The organism is Fructilactobacillus sp. X8R1C1, from assembly GCF_059900945.1.
This window is the reverse complement of sequence record NZ_JBWXVH010000002.1, coordinates 121,664-137,031: the sequence shown is the minus strand read 5'-3', so window position 1 is coordinate 137,031 and position 15,368 is coordinate 121,664. Positions and strand designations below refer to the sequence as shown.

At 38.7% G+C, this 15,368-nt stretch carries 15 protein-coding genes; 6 read left to right on the top strand and 9 right to left on the bottom strand.

Annotation, left to right across the window (positions count from 1 at the left end; translation table 11 throughout):
- Positions 1–37: 37 nt before the first annotated feature.
- From AC6UD1_RS02630 to AC6UD1_RS02595, 8 genes are all read right to left on the bottom strand, one after another.
- Positions 38–805, bottom strand: a complete 768-nt coding sequence (locus tag AC6UD1_RS02630; protein ID WP_500707224.1) for a flavodoxin family protein — start codon at positions 803–805, stop codon at positions 38–40.
- Between the two features lie 101 nt (positions 806–906).
- Entirely contained in the window at positions 907–2,091 is a 1,185-nt protein-coding gene (locus AC6UD1_RS02625) for an O-antigen ligase family protein (RefSeq protein ID WP_500707223.1), read from the bottom strand.
- Between the two features lie 16 nt (positions 2,092–2,107).
- On the bottom strand, positions 2,108–2,911 hold the full coding sequence (locus tag AC6UD1_RS02620) for an alpha/beta fold hydrolase (protein WP_500707222.1): 804 nt from the start codon (positions 2,909–2,911) through the stop codon (positions 2,108–2,110).
- Positions 2,912–3,073: 162 nt separating this feature from the next.
- On the bottom strand, positions 3,074–3,541 hold the full coding sequence (locus tag AC6UD1_RS02615) for a universal stress protein (protein ID WP_500693489.1): 468 nt from the start codon (positions 3,539–3,541) through the stop codon (positions 3,074–3,076).
- A 16-nt stretch (positions 3,542–3,557) separates the two neighbouring features.
- Positions 3,558–4,067, bottom strand: a complete 510-nt coding sequence (locus AC6UD1_RS02610) for a YbhB/YbcL family Raf kinase inhibitor-like protein (RefSeq protein WP_500700824.1) — start codon at positions 4,065–4,067, stop codon at positions 3,558–3,560.
- Positions 4,068–4,141: 74 nt separating this feature from the next.
- The gene (locus tag AC6UD1_RS02605) at positions 4,142–4,672 is read right to left on the bottom strand and encodes a hypothetical protein (RefSeq protein ID WP_500707221.1); all 531 of its coding nucleotides are present in this window, start codon (positions 4,670–4,672) and stop codon (positions 4,142–4,144) included.
- Positions 4,673–4,752: 80 nt separating this feature from the next.
- Positions 4,753–6,399: an APC family permease gene (locus AC6UD1_RS02600; RefSeq protein WP_500707220.1), complete on the bottom strand. Its 1,647-nt coding sequence runs from the start codon at positions 6,397–6,399 to the stop codon at positions 4,753–4,755.
- Positions 6,400–6,511: 112 nt separating this feature from the next.
- A complete protein-coding gene (locus AC6UD1_RS02595) occupies positions 6,512–6,892 on the bottom strand; it encodes a VOC family protein (protein WP_500707219.1) in 381 nt (126 codons plus the stop codon).
- Positions 6,893–7,010: 118 nt separating this feature from the next.
- Here AC6UD1_RS02595 and AC6UD1_RS02590 point away from each other — a divergent pair, with 118 nt between their 5' ends.
- Positions 7,011–8,558 (top strand): ABC-F family ATP-binding cassette domain-containing protein, encoded by a 1,548-nt coding sequence (locus tag AC6UD1_RS02590; protein WP_500707218.1) that lies wholly within the window; start codon positions 7,011–7,013, stop codon positions 8,556–8,558.
- 35 nt (positions 8,559–8,593) lie between these two features.
- On the opposite strand, the gene AC6UD1_RS02585 is transcribed toward AC6UD1_RS02590, so the two are convergent.
- The gene (locus AC6UD1_RS02585; RefSeq protein ID WP_500695260.1) at positions 8,594–9,508 is read right to left on the bottom strand and encodes a proline-specific peptidase family protein; all 915 of its coding nucleotides are present in this window, start codon (positions 9,506–9,508) and stop codon (positions 8,594–8,596) included.
- Between the two features lie 161 nt (positions 9,509–9,669).
- On the opposite strand from AC6UD1_RS02585, the gene AC6UD1_RS02580 reads away from it, so the two are divergent.
- The 5 genes from AC6UD1_RS02580 (at position 9,670) to AC6UD1_RS02560 (ending at position 15,289) form a co-directional block, all read left to right on the top strand.
- Positions 9,670–11,277: an ArnT family glycosyltransferase gene (locus tag AC6UD1_RS02580; protein WP_500707217.1), complete on the top strand. Its 1,608-nt coding sequence runs from the start codon at positions 9,670–9,672 to the stop codon at positions 11,275–11,277.
- 114 nt (positions 11,278–11,391) lie between these two features.
- Positions 11,392–13,059 carry a glycosyltransferase family 39 protein gene (locus AC6UD1_RS02575; RefSeq protein WP_500696507.1) on the top strand — a complete coding sequence of 556 codons (1,668 nt, stop codon included), beginning with the start codon at positions 11,392–11,394 and terminating at the stop codon, positions 13,057–13,059.
- Between the two features lie 59 nt (positions 13,060–13,118).
- On the top strand, positions 13,119–14,258 hold the full coding sequence (locus AC6UD1_RS02570; RefSeq protein WP_500695257.1) for a cation:proton antiporter: 1,140 nt from the start codon (positions 13,119–13,121) through the stop codon (positions 14,256–14,258).
- Between the two features lie 49 nt (positions 14,259–14,307).
- Positions 14,308–14,730, top strand: a complete 423-nt coding sequence (locus AC6UD1_RS02565) for a bis(5'-nucleosyl)-tetraphosphatase (protein ID WP_500707298.1) — start codon at positions 14,308–14,310, stop codon at positions 14,728–14,730.
- Positions 14,720–15,289, top strand: a complete 570-nt coding sequence (locus AC6UD1_RS02560) for a guanylate kinase (protein WP_500707215.1) — start codon at positions 14,720–14,722, stop codon at positions 15,287–15,289. The genes AC6UD1_RS02565 and AC6UD1_RS02560 overlap by 11 nt, the downstream gene beginning before the upstream one ends.
- Positions 15,290–15,368: the final 79 nt, after the last annotated feature.

Below are 15,368 nucleotides of genomic sequence, written 5' to 3'. Positions count from 1 at the left end.
ATTGTTAACAATTGGTCGCTTTTATTTAGTTTTAAGTTTAACGACGACGATGTCTTAAGAACGTAAAGAAGTGAAGCAAGATTGCTAGAAGAACATAGAAAATAACCACAAATGCTACATAGAAGAGCCAAAATTCTCCGTTAAATTTCAGTCCAAAAACTAATCCTTCAATTAGCATTGTCACTAGTGACATTACTGCAATCATACAAAATAATTCGATATAACGTTTCAAAGTACTATCATCCTTTCGTGGCTTGTTGGCAATCTTTTGTCCCCATCGTTTACACAGTTCAATTTTTTTAGGGTCAGGAATTCCCTTACTTCCCCAGGTGTGCGTTCCGATTACCTCACCAAGTTTGATTAGACCGGCTGCGGTCATGATCTTATCAATGGTCCGAAAGGTTTGATCGGTAATGCCGGTAAAGAAATTTTGAAATGAGGAGAGAAAGCAAGTGGTCAGACTAAGGTAGTGTTTGTTTTTAAACTTACCGGGCAAGGTGTCACCAATACTGTTCATTTTAACCATCCGGTGACGCATGCAATCGAATAGATTTTTGGTAACTCCTGATAAATCAGCAAAATACGTCGGAGATGCAATGATCCAGACGTCCGCTTCTTCCATTTTCTTTTCAATCATGTCAAGCGTTGGATTTGGGTTTTTGAGATTATCTGGTTTGATGTCATAATCTTGCAGAAATAATGTCTCAACCTGCGCGTCCTTTGGAAGACCTGAGATTACTGCATCAAGGTATTTGGCAGTCAAGCCATCCTTACTTTGTGAGCCTAAAAATGCTAGATAACGCAAATTTATGACCTCCTTTGAAATTAATTGATTCTTTCTATTTCATGTTATATTTTTGTGAAACTAATATCAATTAAAAACCCATCATTAATGATGGGTTTTGATTATGTGGTTTTAACGTGTCTCCCAATTGCCTGCTGATGAAAATGATCCGGCTGGATTACTCGGGCAAAAGCGTAAATAAACGGTGCAAACATGTAAGCATTAGTAAGTTGGGTTTCAATGATGCCTTGAACAGCAAGGGCAATTAAAATCACACAAAGGAAATAGTTATCGTCCTGTTTAGCCTTGTAAGCACTAGCAAGAAACAATGCCAGTAGCAACATTAAACCAATGAAACCGGTACTTAATAAGATGAACAAGAACGTGTTATCGACCCACAAGTTTGACCGAGCACCTAACAAGGGCATATTTTGCCCAATTAACTTTGGCGAATAGAAATATTGAATGACGGTTAACTGTTGTCCGGGACGACCAGAAAGGGCACGATTCAACACGTTGAATAATGGCAGTGATGAACCCCAAGCGACCATGCCGATTCCTACTACGAAAGTCAATGAAACCAGGATCCAAGTGATTTTTGGTAGTAGGTGAGTGATTTTGGGAGCAAAGCTCAAAGCAAATCCGAGTACTAGGATAGCTCCAGCAACCATAAATCCGCGTGAACCAGTCAGGTAGGCAATAATTAAGTAACTAACGAAAATAAAGGCATATACGAAATACATCAGTTTTTTTCGACTATTTTGTATTAGCAAGAGGGCCGAACAGAAAATGCTTAAGATGAAACCACTTAAGACGTTTGGATGAGTGAATCCAATTGCATATCTAGTGGATGAGCCTCTTGTAAAGGAAATGGCATTTTGTGGTGGAAACACGTGTAAAATCAAAAAGGCTAAAATCACGAATAGAACAACGAGCTTAGTTGCAAGGTCGATGGTCGCAAACGCATCTTGATTTAGTAAGTCAGCGTTGGCCATGAATAAGAACAATAAAAATAGGGTACTGGTAATCACATTTAAATGAAAAAGATATGACAAGATAAAGATGACTGCCATTATTATGATAATTGTCCACTGTTTAGGGCTATGTCTCCTGGTAAGTAATAGTACGATTTGGATTCCAATGACAACTAACGTGATTACCCCTGCGATTTGCCATTGCAAGAAACTTTTAGCGGAATATACGTTATTAAATTGACTGTTCAAAAGGATTACTGATGATGCCAGAAAAACAACGTAACTCAGCACGTACACGAGTTGGTATAAATGATTTTTATTGGTTAAAGCCATTAATTAAATTCTCCAATTATTGGGTCATCTTATCGGTGAAGAAGTATTCTGCGATGATCTTAACGATGGATGGGTTCTCGTGAAGCATTGTGTGCTGAGCTTGGGAACTGTTTCCGTGATATACGTAGAGCTTGTAACTTTTGACGTAGCCAGTCACAAGATTCTTCATTGGGATCTCACTTTTCATTGTAACTTCGCCATCCGTTCCAGAATGGTTCATATCCCCAACTAGATTAAGAATCTGAAGGTCTTTTGGTAGGTTCTTTACGTCGGGATCGTTTGGAGCATAGTTCGTTGCAAGCGAGATGAACTTTTTAACCTTTGGAACGTTTTTAAGATTGGGATAATGAGCTAGGTAATAGTAAATAATGTTTCCACCAGACGAATGCCCAATCATGTTAACTGAACGAATGTTGTACTTCTTATACAGATAGCGCATTACGTTTGGCATTTGGGTTGATTGAAAATAAGGATGATGATTGTCCTGAAAGACAATTTGAACGGTCGGATTATCAGCACCAAACTTATGGAACTGTTTAGTGGTTTTAACGGTACCATCCTTTTTCACATACAGTTGTAAGGTTTTGGTTGCTAGGTGGTAACGATTTAGGGTGTCAACCATGTAACCAGTCGTGATGTTATTTCCACCTAGTCCGGGAATGAACACAGTAGCGGTATCGCTTTGATTAACGTCTAATTTACTGAGAAAACTACCATGGTTATGCCAATAATAATAACCGCCACCGGCGAAGATGGCGATCAAGATGATGATAAAGAGGGCAATGAATGATTTGGTGTGTTTTCTTTTTTTGATGTGCATTGCAAACATTCCTTTTAATTATTTTAAATTTGTACACTAACATCTAACATCATATAACAATTAACGTGATTCAGCTAGATGGTTGAAATGAATTGATCTTTAAAAGGCAATAAAAAATAGCCAAGCGTAAGGGCTTAGCTATTTTGTTTAAATAAGTCTTAACTATTTTATTGGGGTATTCTCCATGTTGGTTCTAACAATAATCACATCACAGGCGGCATGTGAGTTAACGTATCCGGCAACTGAACCCTCAAGCATGCGGTACAAGCGACCCTTACCAGTCGCTCCCATCATAATTAGATCGGTTTGATGGTCCTTGGGAAATTCGTAAGTAATTACTTCTCTAGGACTTCCAAACCGAGCATGGATATGAATATCGTCAATGCCAGTTTGGTCCTTGACTTTCTTAACTAAATCCTTTAAATAGTTAAGTTCTTCATTAACGATTTGGGTGATAACACTGCCATCAACAACTCCTAGGCTGTATCCATAATTAGTGGTGTTAATCACGTTTAAGACGTCAATTCGGCCTTTATTTCTTTGTGCTACCGCTGCCGCCTTGTATAAAGCAGCCTCTGCTTCTTTTGATCCATCAACTGGTACTAAAATGTGTTTGTATCCATTTAGCATTATGAAAGCCTCCGTTTTAGTTTTTCACTGGTAAAATTTGTTCGGCACTGGCAAGGACGTGTCCTGCCATTTTTTTCTTTAGTTCATTAAGCCAAAAGCCGTTGGTTAAATCTAGTTTTTGATCCAAGGCGTAAACATGCAACTGATAATCGTGTGGTTTATCGGGAGGAGTAGGACCAATGTAGTGTTGATTTAATTTTGAATCAGTAACGTGTACTAGTCCACCAGCTAAACTATTTTTCCCCAAAGTCATGTTAATTGATTGATCTTGGCTAGCATTTTCTGGTATTTCAGATATATTTGGATCAATGTTGGCAGCCACCCAATGAATGTAAGTAAAACCACAAACTGGGATTGAATCGTCGTCCAGTAGGATAACTACTAGTGACTTTGCGTTTTTTGGGACATCAGAGATTTTGATCGGGAATGAAATGATTGGATTACCATCTAACATTTCATCTGGGTCAGCGTGTTTAGTATACTTATCAGGTAAAAATCCATTTTGAAGTGGAGTATTAATTTTCATAATAGTGCCTCCTATACACTTCATTATACCAAATTCATTTGAATATAAAAAAATAAGGAACTATAAATAGTTCCTTATTTAACAAATTGCAAGGTGTAAAAGCCCTGACCATTCCGCTCAATTGTAAAGTTAGAGTAACCAGCTGCTAACCAACTGCTTTGAGTAGCGTGTGCATAGTTTTTAGCGTCTTGAACCGAGTCAAATGATTTTGGTGTAGCAAACATCGAACTAGAATCACTCGTTGAGTTGTTTCCATTGGAATTATTTCCGTTTGATGATTGTGACCCACTTTGATTTGTTGGTGCTTGTTGGTTCCTGTTTACTGACGCTTCCTTGTTGGTCGTGGCTTGTTCCGCCTTATTAAAGTGTTTTGCTTTCTTTTCTGATTGAATAGCTCTGCTACTCTGTTGACTTGTGGAGGATCCATTCATCCGATTCCCACTGCCGCTTGTCAGAAAGTGAATTCCAAAGACTAGCAGGATCACGATTACTACTAGTCCTAAAACCCATGGCCAAGTCTTAAAGTTTTTCTTTTGATGCTTTGGACCATTTGCGGCATTAAAGTCATAACGTTCGTATCTCGAATCTGGATCTTGACTATTCATAAGAATCCCTCCATCCATTTCAAGAAAAACAAGATGCATACGCATTATAACAAAATCCTTATGATTTTGCATTAACTTAACTAATGGTTGACCTGATCATCATCGACCTGTTCATTGACGCTTTTAGCGTTAAGCATGTTACCAGTGCGCTGATAACTAAAGACACCCCAGTAGAAGAACAGTAGTGCAACTACAATAATTACGATAAAATCATATGGGTAATGAATCCAGTTTTGACCACCGAATGGTGCGGATCCGATATACGAAAATGCTGACATAAAGATTAAATAGGCGACCATCCAAGCTCCTCCACGAAACTTGGTCAGGGTATTTTTCCAGCCGTTCTTGTTTTCGTAGAAGAAGTAAAACGGCAGCCCCAGCATAATAACAAGGATGACTTCAATAGTAGTAGGCCACATTGCCCAATAGATTGCCAAACTAGCAAGAACAAAGGCAAGTGGTGCCATGATTCCAGCAAAACTAATTTTGACTGGACGTTTGAAGTTAGGAGCGTGGAGACGTAATGATCCAAGGGTAACTGGACCAGTCAAATATGCAATTAAGGTTGACGTTGAGATAACACTGGCTAAAACAGCCCAGTTTCTGAACACTGATACCAAGATACAACTGACAATCCAGTTTACGATCATTGCGATTCTAGGAGTTCCCCATTTTTGGTTAATCTTACCTAAAAACTTTGGCATATGACCATTTTCGGTCATTGCTGCTAGTGTCCGACTAGTTGAAGCAACAAATGATACTCCGGTGCCAAAGGGTGAAACGAAGGCATCTAAATAGAGTAGAATTACTAGCCAGTTCAAGTTCAACATAATGGCTAAATCAGCAAATGGTGAACTGAAATTAAGACCATGCCAACCGTATTTGGCTAAAGTTGACGGGTCAATAACACCAACGAATGTGAACTGTAACATGACGTAAATGATGATACTGATTAAAAGTGAAATAACGATTCCCCGCCAGATGTTTTTCTTAGGATTGGTAATCTCATCACCAACATTTATAACCGTTTGAAAAGCATTATAAGAGAAGATGATTCCAGATACGGTGGTAGCCGCAAAGATTGGAGCCGTTCCGTATGGGAAAAATCCACCAGTTTGAACGTTGTTAAAGTTTCCGGGATGAAAGCCAGAAGCAAGTAGCATAATAATGGTAAGAACTGGAACTACAATTTTAAAAATTGAAGTCAAAGTAGTGAAACGAGTCAGTAAGTTGACTGACCAGTAGTTTAACAAGGTGAACACTAAGATGAAGAGAAAAACGACGAATAACCCTTCGGTAGTAACCGTGCCATTGGCGTAAAACCCGTGAGTCCAGTTGGCCCATGACCAAGGCCATGAACTCATGTATTGAACGGCAGCGACCGCTTCGATTGGAAGCAACGTTACAAGCGAGACCCAGTTAGACCATGATGAGATGAATCCTAGAAGAGGGCCATGGGTATACTGGGCATACTTACTCATCCCGCCACTTTCTGGGAACATGGTTCCTAATTCGATGTAGTTAAACGCAATTGCACCAATCACAACGGCACCGATGATCCACGAAATAATGGCAGCTGGACCAGCAATTTTAGCACCCTCCCAGGCACCGAATAACCATCCTGAACCAATGATAGAGCTTAGTGCCAGCATCGTGACACTGAAAAGGCTCATTTTTGGTTTAGTAACATTTTGATTTGAATTGTCCTTCGAATTTTCTTTTTTCATAAGTATCCTTTCTTTTTGCGTATTCGACGAATATAACAAAAATGATTATGGTTGTAAAATTGAAAAACACTATTTGATGGGGATTTTAGCCGGGTTGTATTCCCTTTCATTCCTATCGTTGATACTCTCTAATTTCAATCAAATTTTTATCTGGATCATTGATAAATAGTGAATTCATTTTACCGTTATGTCCCTGACTTTCGATCGGTCCTGCAACTACTTCAATAAAGTAGTTGGCTAAATGTGACTGGATTGAATCAAGTGGATCTCTTGCAACCACGCTGAAACTGGTAGAACCAGGAGTTGGATTTTCTGGTTTAACGTTATCTTCTTTGTTTGTGACACAAACGAGTCGTTGGTGACCCAGCTGAAATTCAATTCTAGAATCAGTTTCGATCACAACTGGTAAGTCTAAAACCTCATGGTAAAAACGCATCGATTTCTCGATGTCATTTACCGATATGGTGATGTGATCAATATCTTTGATTTTCATAGGCACTCCTCTTTTTTAAAAATGTACATACAATTATACCACTCAAATTCACCTGATTGACGTTGATTGCGATTCGGTGTTACGGTATAGGTTATGAAATAATGGAGGGAATTATATAATGGCGTTATTAAGTGTATCTAATCTAAGTATGAGTTTTGCCGACAAAGACCTGTACTCGGATGCTACATTTCAGCTAAATAAAGGTGAGCACATGGGAATTGTGGGCCAAAATGGGGTTGGAAAATCAACTTTGATTAAGATTTTGACCAATAAGCAATTGCCCTTATCTGGTGACATCAAATGGCAAAAGGGGACCAAAGTTGGTTACCTAGATCAGTACGTTAATATTCCAAAGGGAATGACACTGATTGATTTTTTGCATACTGCCTTTTCAGACCTCTACAACATGAATCAGCATATGAGCGATTTGTACGTAAAATATGCCGACAATATGGACGAAAAGTTACTTGAACAAGCGGGAAGAATCCAAGAACAACTTGAATCTCGTAATTTTTATGATATTGATACTGAAGTTGAGCAGGTGATTAATGGATTGGGTCTTGACGACATTGGAAGAGATCAAACCATTTCTGAAATGAGCGGGGGACAACGCTCTAAGATTATTTTAGCGAAATTAATTCTGGAGCATCCCGATGTAATTTTGCTTGATGAACCGACTAACTATCTGGATACCGCTCACATTAATTGGTTGGAAGATTATTTAAATAGTTTTGATGGGGCAGCGATGATCATTTCCCATGACTACGACTTTCTAGAAAAAGTAACGAATTGTATCGTAAACGTTGCGTTTGGGAAGGTCACTAAGTACCGTGGTGATTTCAAGTCCGCCATGAGACAAAAAGACGAAAAAGAAATGACCCAGCAGCGGGAGTACGAGAAACAACAAGAAGAGATCTCCAAGGCCAAAACTTTTATTCAAAAAAACAAGGCCGGAAGTCATTCCAATATGGCTAAATCACGGGAAAAGATGTTAAAACGAATGGATGTGATTGAGCCACCTTCAAGTAACATCCAGGCTTCTTTTGACTTTCCGTATGCTGATACTGGATCCCAGAACGCACTAGTGGTTGACCAACTGTCAGTTGGTTACGATCAACCGTTACTTAAGCCAGTTACCTTTTCCGTTAATACTGATCAGAAAGTTGGGCTTCAGGGTTTTAATGGGGTTGGAAAGTCAACCTTAATTAAATCAATCCTCGGACAAATTCCGGCAAAGGGGGGAAAGGCTAACTTTTCTCCATCCGCGAAGGTTAACTATTTCAGTCAAGACTTGATCTGGCCGAATAGTAAGATGACACCCCTGCAAATCATTCAGGATAAGTATCCCAAGTTGACACAGAAGGAGATTCGTTCTCAGCTGGGTCGTTGTGGACTCGACGCTGCTAACGCCATGAAACCAATTGGTAAGCTTTCTGGTGGAGAACAAACTAAGGTCAAATTGGCTTTGATGGAATTTGTAAAAAGCAATTTCTTAATCATGGATGAACCGACTAATCACCTGGACGATGAGACTAAAAATGCTTTAAAACGGGCAATTATTAAATTTCCTGGGAATGCCATCATTGTTAGTCATGAAGCCAGTTTTTATGATGGATTGGTTGACAAGACCATTGACGTTGAAAAATTAAGTTTAAACCAAAAATAAAAAGGCACTTCATTTTGAAGTGTCTTTTCGTTTGCTTATTTTTGGTTGAAAGTTCCATTTTCAACTTGTCTAATGAAGTTGGCCAAATGGTCGTAGTAGACGGGGGCATTATCAATCATGTGGTGATGACCACCGTTTGGGGTTGAAACGAATTGAGCGTTTGGAATCATTTTAGCCATTCGTTTTCCGGTTTCCATTGGCATGGTTTCGTGTTCACCAAAAGTGACCAGTGTTGGAACTTTGATGTCCTTTAAATGATCAGTAAAGTTCCAGTCTTTTAACTTTCCAGTGATGACAAATTCGTTATCACCCTGAAAGGCGTTATAGATCGGTTTGCTCATGGTATCAATGACGTGGGCAATTGCAGGGGGTTGCTTTCGATCCACATATTCACGGTTTAAGAGTTCGACCAGTTCCTGATACTTATCGTTATCGTAATCGTTATTTGCTTCGCATTTTTTCATGTACGCTAATTGTTCGGGGGTGAGCGCTTTTTCTCTAATTTGAGCTAAATGGTCAGTATAGTCCCCGATCCGATCAACCATTGAAGAAATGATGGCACCTTTCAGGTGATCACCATATTTAGCGGCGTACATCTGAACTAAAGCACCACCCCAAGATTGACCAATCAAATAAAATTTATCGATTCCGAGTTTTTGTCTAACCTCTTCAACCTCGTCAAGGAAGTAGTCGTAGGTTAAAACCTTGTTAGCTACCTTCGGATCATCAAAATCGGGAGTGTCGGAGTACCACGAACCTAATTGATCGTACATGTGAACTTGGACGTTTAGTCCTTGTTTTTTCAGTTGTTTCGCAGTGTTTTCCCAGTATTCATGTGTTCCACCCGGGCCACCATGAAGGGCGAGAAGATGAATGTCTCCGGTCCCTTGAGTGTTAGTCCATAGGTGGTAACCATTATCTAATGTAATGATTTTAGTTCCTTGTTTCATAACATTCACCTACCTAATTAGTTTAATTATTATGATAACACTTTAAAATGGTAAAAAAAGTGTGGAAGAATCAACGTACCCGTGTGATACACGTTCAAACGTGTACATAACAATTATTCTAGGATATAATGGGAACGGTTTAAAAAGGAGTAGGATCGGAAATGGAGTTCCGTATAAAACGTTTCATTAAAAATGTAAACGTTTGTTATTTTTTGGCTTTTGTGGTCGTAGCCTTAATCTTTATTGGGATGTTTAGTTACGCATCGCCACTTTATTATTTTGATTATTCGCCCGACGTTAACTGTTTCTTTACGGTCGGCAAGGGTATGATGCACGGACTAGTTCCGTACAAGGATGTTTTTGAGCAAAAGGGGCCATACGTTTATCTGCTTTATGGGCTCGCTTATTTAATCAGTCACTATTCGATTATTGGAATTACCATAGCAGAAATAATTGCATTAGCAACCTCGTTATTTTTGGTTTTTAAAACCGCTCATTTATACGTTAGTAAACCAACTGCTTCAATTTTGGCACTTATAACGCCCTTTTTCTTAATGTTTCAAGAGTATTTTACCTATGGTGGCCTGGCGGAAGAATTCGTGTTTCCGATGATTTTATCGGCCATTTATTTAACTTTTAAAGCATGCCACAATCATTTTGCGATTAGTAACGTGAACTGGTTAGTTCAGGGATTCCTAGTTGGGGTGGTTTTTTTATCTAAATACACGCTGTTGGGCACTTGGATTGCTTTTTACATTATTTTTGCGCTGGTTTATTTGTATCATAAAAAGTTTAGTAGTCTTTTTAAGTTGATCTTTTCAAGTGGCGTTGGTTTTTTGGCCGCGATAGTACCCTGGGGAATTTATTTTCTCGTTACTAACTCGTTTAAAGCCTTTTACGACGTTTATTTTGTTTCCAACATGACGGTTTATAGCACCTCAGCTAATGGTGGAATTTTCACGAAGATTGCTGGCTCACTAGCCATTTTTAGTGAATTTTTAATTGATAAACCGCAACTCTTTGTTTTGGGTGCAATTCCGTTAATTCTTTTTGTCGTCTTTAACCATGGGGCGGAAAAGAATATTTTTTTGTGTATGATGTTTGTGAGTGCTTTTTTTGCTGTTTACAGCTATACCCCAGATACCCTATACGTCTATTACCAATTAGCGTTTATGCCGTACGTTCTTGTAACGTTGGTCGTTTTAATTGCTAAAGGACTAAATTATAAGCAAATTACATTGCCTAGTAAGCGACTTGTTTCGACGTTTATTTTGATGACGCTTTTAGTCCTGTTCTTTACCATGGGGGTTAACGGTAATTTTCAAAAATCAAAATTATTTCCGAATAACAATCAGGAAACGCTGGATCCTAGTGATCCGCAGACCGCGCAAAAGAAGTTTGGCAAAATTATTAGAAAAGAGAGTAAGGGAACTCCAACCCTTCTCAACTACGGATATCTTGATCTTGGCATGTACACGGTCTCAGGAGCACTTCCCACGCAGTATTATTTCCAGATCAACAATATCTCGTATGATAAGAACCCTAAAATGGTCGAGTCACAAAATAAAGTTGTTAAAAAGAAGGCGGTTGAATGGATTGTCGTAAAGACCAATCAAGCTGATTCAATCAAAACATACTTTGGCAGACACGATTCTACTAGACCAGCATCCAAAACCCTGTTAGAGAATTATCGGGTCGTATCCACTCATGAACAAAAGGCTCCCAATAATCGGAAGTCAGTATATTGGTTACTAAAAAGAAAAGCATAATCTTAAAATAAGGTTATGAAGTCTGGCGTCTCCGCGTTTGAGTGGAGGAATGTGGTATAATTGCTTTTATTATTGAGTGTGAGCTTAAATTCTTAATGATTGGAAGAACAATGTATGTTAAAAAAACTAAAAACTAAACCTTATTTATTTGGTTTAACGTTTGTAGTAATGAGTATTATCATAATTCTACTTTTGTCATTTGCTTCACCGTTCTATTATTTTGATACCTCACCCGACAGTAATAATTTTTTCACTGTCGGTAAAGCAATGTTTCACGGAATCATTCCATATAAGGATGTTTTTGAGCAAAAAGGGCCATTTGTTTATTTGCTTTACGGACTAGCCTCACTGATCACAAAACGATCGCTTGTTGGGATGGTACCGTTTGAGATTATTGCGATGATTATTATTATGACCATGGCTTACAAGATTGCTAGATTATACTTGTCACAAAATTGGTCATTTGTAATTTCATTGTTCATGCCAGTTTTTTCCGTGCTTCAGCCATTTTATGACTATGGTGGTTCGGTTGAATTCTTCGTGTTCCCGGCCGTTTTATATTTGATTTATGTTGCTTTAAAGGCTTGTCAAAATGATTTTGATATCAAATGGTGGGAATGGATGATTCAGGGATTCATGGTCGGAGTGGTCTTCTTTTCGAAGTACACTTTACTTGGTCCATGGATTGGATTTTATGTCTTTATGTTTATCTTCTACGTTTACCATCGTCGCTTTAAAGAAATGTGGCGATTGATTTTCTTTAGTGGACTCAGCTTCTTAATCGCACTTATTCCATGGTTGATTTATTTCTTAGTAACAGGGAGTTTTAAGTCCTTTATCCACGTTTACTTTACCATTAACATGACTGTTTACGGTTCATCGGGAATTGTACCAACTAAGATTCTAATGGCAACTGGATTCTTTATGAAGTTTCTGACGCAGTATCCGATCACGGTGGTCTTTGGTCTCTTGGGCTTAATCTATGTTTTATTTGACCATGAAATCTTTAAAGATGGAATTTCAAAGTCGCTTTTCTTGTTCATGATGATTGTAAATGCGATTGTAGCCGTTTACGGTCACACCTTTGGTAAAATCTATCAGTACTATCAATTAGCTTATTTCCCATTTATCATGGTGACAACTATCTTTGTACTGGTATTTTTTATCAGACACTTTGAATCTAACAGAAAGCTCGCTCTCCCTTGGACGTTTGTTTTCGTAACGCTATGTATGGCCTTAACCTTTGTCCTTGGATCAAACAATAACTTTATTTACTCGAAGTTGCATCCCCAAAACTTATACGTTACTCTTAATCCTAAGAAAGGTGAGTACCAACAGCCTGCTCAAGTTTCGTTTGGAAAGATTATTAGAGACGAAAGTAAGGGAACGCCGACCCTTTTAACCTACAGTCGTTTAGAAAATGGCTTTTACACCAGTTCTGGTGCATATCCAACTCATTACTTCTTCGAACGTAATAATATTCCTAGCCGAGCTTATCCTAAAATGATGAGATCAGCTAACAAGGTGGTTCGAAAGAAACAAGTTCAATGGTTGGTAATTAGGGTTGATAATACAAGCAACAAGAGTAATGCTGAGTTGTACAAGTACATGAGCAGTGGTTCTAGAAAGGGTGGACGTGATGCGCTAATTAAGAATTATAAATTGCGTAGTAGTCATGCCCAAATGTTTGAGGAAAGACGAGCTACCTATTACTTGTTTGAAGCTAGGTCCAAGCCTAACCCCAATGCAAAGAAAATGATAAAAGAACATAAGTTTTATTAAATTAGTGGAGTTTGTCAAATTGGCAAACTCTGCTTTTTTTGAGGGATAACGGTGGTTATATGGAATATTTAGCAACAATTGGATTGATTTTACTTTCAACGTTGATTTTAGGAGTTTTAAGTCAAAGGATTGGGATGCCAGCGGTGGTAGGAGAGATTATGGCCGGCTTATTAATTGGACCCGCGGTTTTGCACCTAGTCAGTTTAAATCACCTGGTTTCGGTTGGATCCGAAATTGGGGTCATCTTTTTGATGTTTATTGCGGGATTAGAATGTGACTTCGAATTGGTCAAGAAGTACTTAAAGCCGGCCGTTAGCGTTGCTATCTGTGGGGTCATTTTACCGGTGGTCGCTTTTACCCTTTATGGTCAACTACTAGGCCAAGGAATTGAAAGAGCGCTCTTTTGGGGAGTGATCTTTTCGGCTACTTCAGTATCCATTAGTGTCGAAGTGCTTCAGGAGTTTGGCAAGTTGAAATCGGTCGCGGGAGCAACCATTTTAGGGGCCGCGGTAGTTGACGATGTGATTTCAATTATTTTGTTGAGTGTTTTTTCCAGTGTGTTTGGGACGGAATCAGGATCTAAAAATTTGTTTGTTCTGTTTACGTTTCAAATCTTGTTTTTTGGATTGATTTTTGTTGTCATTAAATGGATTGCACCTTGGCTCATGCGGTTAGCCGACCTTCTTCCTGCCAATTCAGCCGTGTCGATTATGGGGATTAGCATTTGTTTGATCATGGCATATCTGGCAGAAGCGGCCAATCTGAGCACGGTGTTAGGGGCTTTCTTTGCTGGAATTGCAATTGGACGTACGCCGCTTCATGATCAGGTGATTCAAAGTGCTAATCGAATTGGTTATTCCTTCTTTATTCCAATCTTTTTTGCCGCAATTGGGATGGAGATGAGTTTTAAGGGGCTCTCTAGCACGTGGTTGATTGTTGTAGTAATGACGATCTTAGCGGTTCTTACCAAATGGATTGGGTGTGGAATTGGAGCGAAATTAACTGGATTGACCCTAAAAGATGCCAACGTAGTGGGTGCCGGAATGGTATCAAGAGGTGAAATGGCTCTCATTGTCGCTCAGATTGGACTAGCTAGTCATCTGCTTGCTTCTGAACTATACTCCGAAATTATTATGGTAATTGTACTTTCGACGATTCTTTCACCAATTATGCTTAAGTTCAGTATTAAATCAGTGTAGTTTTTGATTTTTTGGTACAATGAAAGAAACAAATAAATGGGGCATTTTTATGATTAATGAAATTGACGGTGGAACGATTGTTTTTCAACTTAAGGAAAATCAACCACTATATTTACTTTTAAAAAGTGCAACTAGTGATTTTTGGGGATATCCCAAGGGGCACGTCGAGGGAAACGAGACATTACAACAGGCCGCTAAACGTGAATTAAGAGAAGAAACGGGAATTCATGCTGAAATTGATGATGGTTTTGATGTAAAGGTCGAGTATGACATGAAGAATGGCCACCACAAAGTGGTAACTTTCTTTGTGACGGAGGTTCCGGTTGACACTTCGGTTACCAGACAGAAGGAAGAGATTAGTGAAGATCGTTGGTGCACCTACGAAGAAGCTTTGAAGTTAGTCACATACGATAACTTACTTCCACCACTTAAAAAGGCCAATGAATACATTGAGGACCACTATGTCAAATAAACGATTTGTAATTGTGATTACTGGAGCCGCTGGCACTGGTAAGACCACCATCTCGGATTATTTAATGAAAAAGTATGGAATTCCTAAGGTGATTACCCATACGACCAGAGCACCACGGGATCAAGAGCAAGATGGAGTGGATTATTATTTTGAATCACCGACAAGTTTTAAAAAACTTCATCTTTTAGAATCAGTAAGATATTCGGGGCACTGTTATGGATCATCATACGAAGGGTTAGACCGTGCTTTTTTAAAGTCTTCCATTGTTTCAATTGTGTTAGACACGAAAGGTGCCATTACGTACAAGGATCGATTAGGAGTAGAAGCGGTTGTCATTTTTTTGAAAGTTAAAGATCCGGCTGAGCTTAAAAAGCGCATGATTGATCGCGGGGATACTCTGGCTCAGATTCAAGTTCGAATGGAAAGTAAAGAAGACGCGCGTGATTTAAAGCTTCCAGCTGCTTTAAAAAATCGGTCAATTGTGATTGATAATGAGAAATGGAGTCAAACTAAGAATCAGATTGATCAAATTGTACTAAATTTAAAAAGACAACTTTAAAGAAATCTTTTATCGACTGGAATAAATTCTTTACTTTTAAGTGCAATAATTAAGTTTCACAAAAGAGAATATACGTTGA

What these genes read in the sequence shown, in the direction of transcription:
- AC6UD1_RS02625 (WP_500707223.1), bottom strand. Translation starts at nt 2,091, where the DNA reads ATGGCTTTAACCAATAAAAATCATTTATACCAACTCGTGTACGTGCTG.
- AC6UD1_RS02620 (WP_500707222.1), bottom strand. Translation starts at nt 2,911, where the DNA reads ATGCACATCAAAAAAAGAAAACACACCAAATCATTCATTGCCCTCTTT.
- AC6UD1_RS02615 (WP_500693489.1), bottom strand. Translation starts at nt 3,541, where the DNA reads ATGCTAAATGGATACAAACACATTTTAGTACCAGTTGATGGATCAAAA.
- AC6UD1_RS02610 (WP_500700824.1), bottom strand. Translation starts at nt 4,067, where the DNA reads ATGAAAATTAATACTCCACTTCAAAATGGATTTTTACCTGATAAGTAT.
- AC6UD1_RS02605 (WP_500707221.1), bottom strand. Translation starts at nt 4,672, where the DNA reads ATGAATAGTCAAGATCCAGATTCGAGATACGAACGTTATGACTTTAAT.
- AC6UD1_RS02600 (WP_500707220.1), bottom strand. Translation starts at nt 6,399, where the DNA reads ATGAAAAAAGAAAATTCGAAGGACAATTCAAATCAAAATGTTACTAAA.
- AC6UD1_RS02595 (WP_500707219.1), bottom strand. Translation starts at nt 6,892, where the DNA reads ATGAAAATCAAAGATATTGATCACATCACCATATCGGTAAATGACATC.
- AC6UD1_RS02590 (WP_500707218.1), top strand. Translation starts at nt 7,011, where the DNA reads ATGGCGTTATTAAGTGTATCTAATCTAAGTATGAGTTTTGCCGACAAA.
- AC6UD1_RS02585 (WP_500695260.1), bottom strand. Translation starts at nt 9,508, where the DNA reads ATGAAACAAGGAACTAAAATCATTACATTAGATAATGGTTACCACCTA.
- AC6UD1_RS02580 (WP_500707217.1), top strand. Translation starts at nt 9,670, where the DNA reads ATGGAGTTCCGTATAAAACGTTTCATTAAAAATGTAAACGTTTGTTAT.
- AC6UD1_RS02575 (WP_500696507.1), top strand. Translation starts at nt 11,392, where the DNA reads ATGTTAAAAAAACTAAAAACTAAACCTTATTTATTTGGTTTAACGTTT.
- AC6UD1_RS02570 (WP_500695257.1), top strand. Translation starts at nt 13,119, where the DNA reads ATGGAATATTTAGCAACAATTGGATTGATTTTACTTTCAACGTTGATT.
- AC6UD1_RS02565 (WP_500707298.1), top strand. Translation starts at nt 14,308, where the DNA reads ATGATTAATGAAATTGACGGTGGAACGATTGTTTTTCAACTTAAGGAA.
- AC6UD1_RS02560 (WP_500707215.1), top strand. Translation starts at nt 14,720, where the DNA reads ATGTCAAATAAACGATTTGTAATTGTGATTACTGGAGCCGCTGGCACT.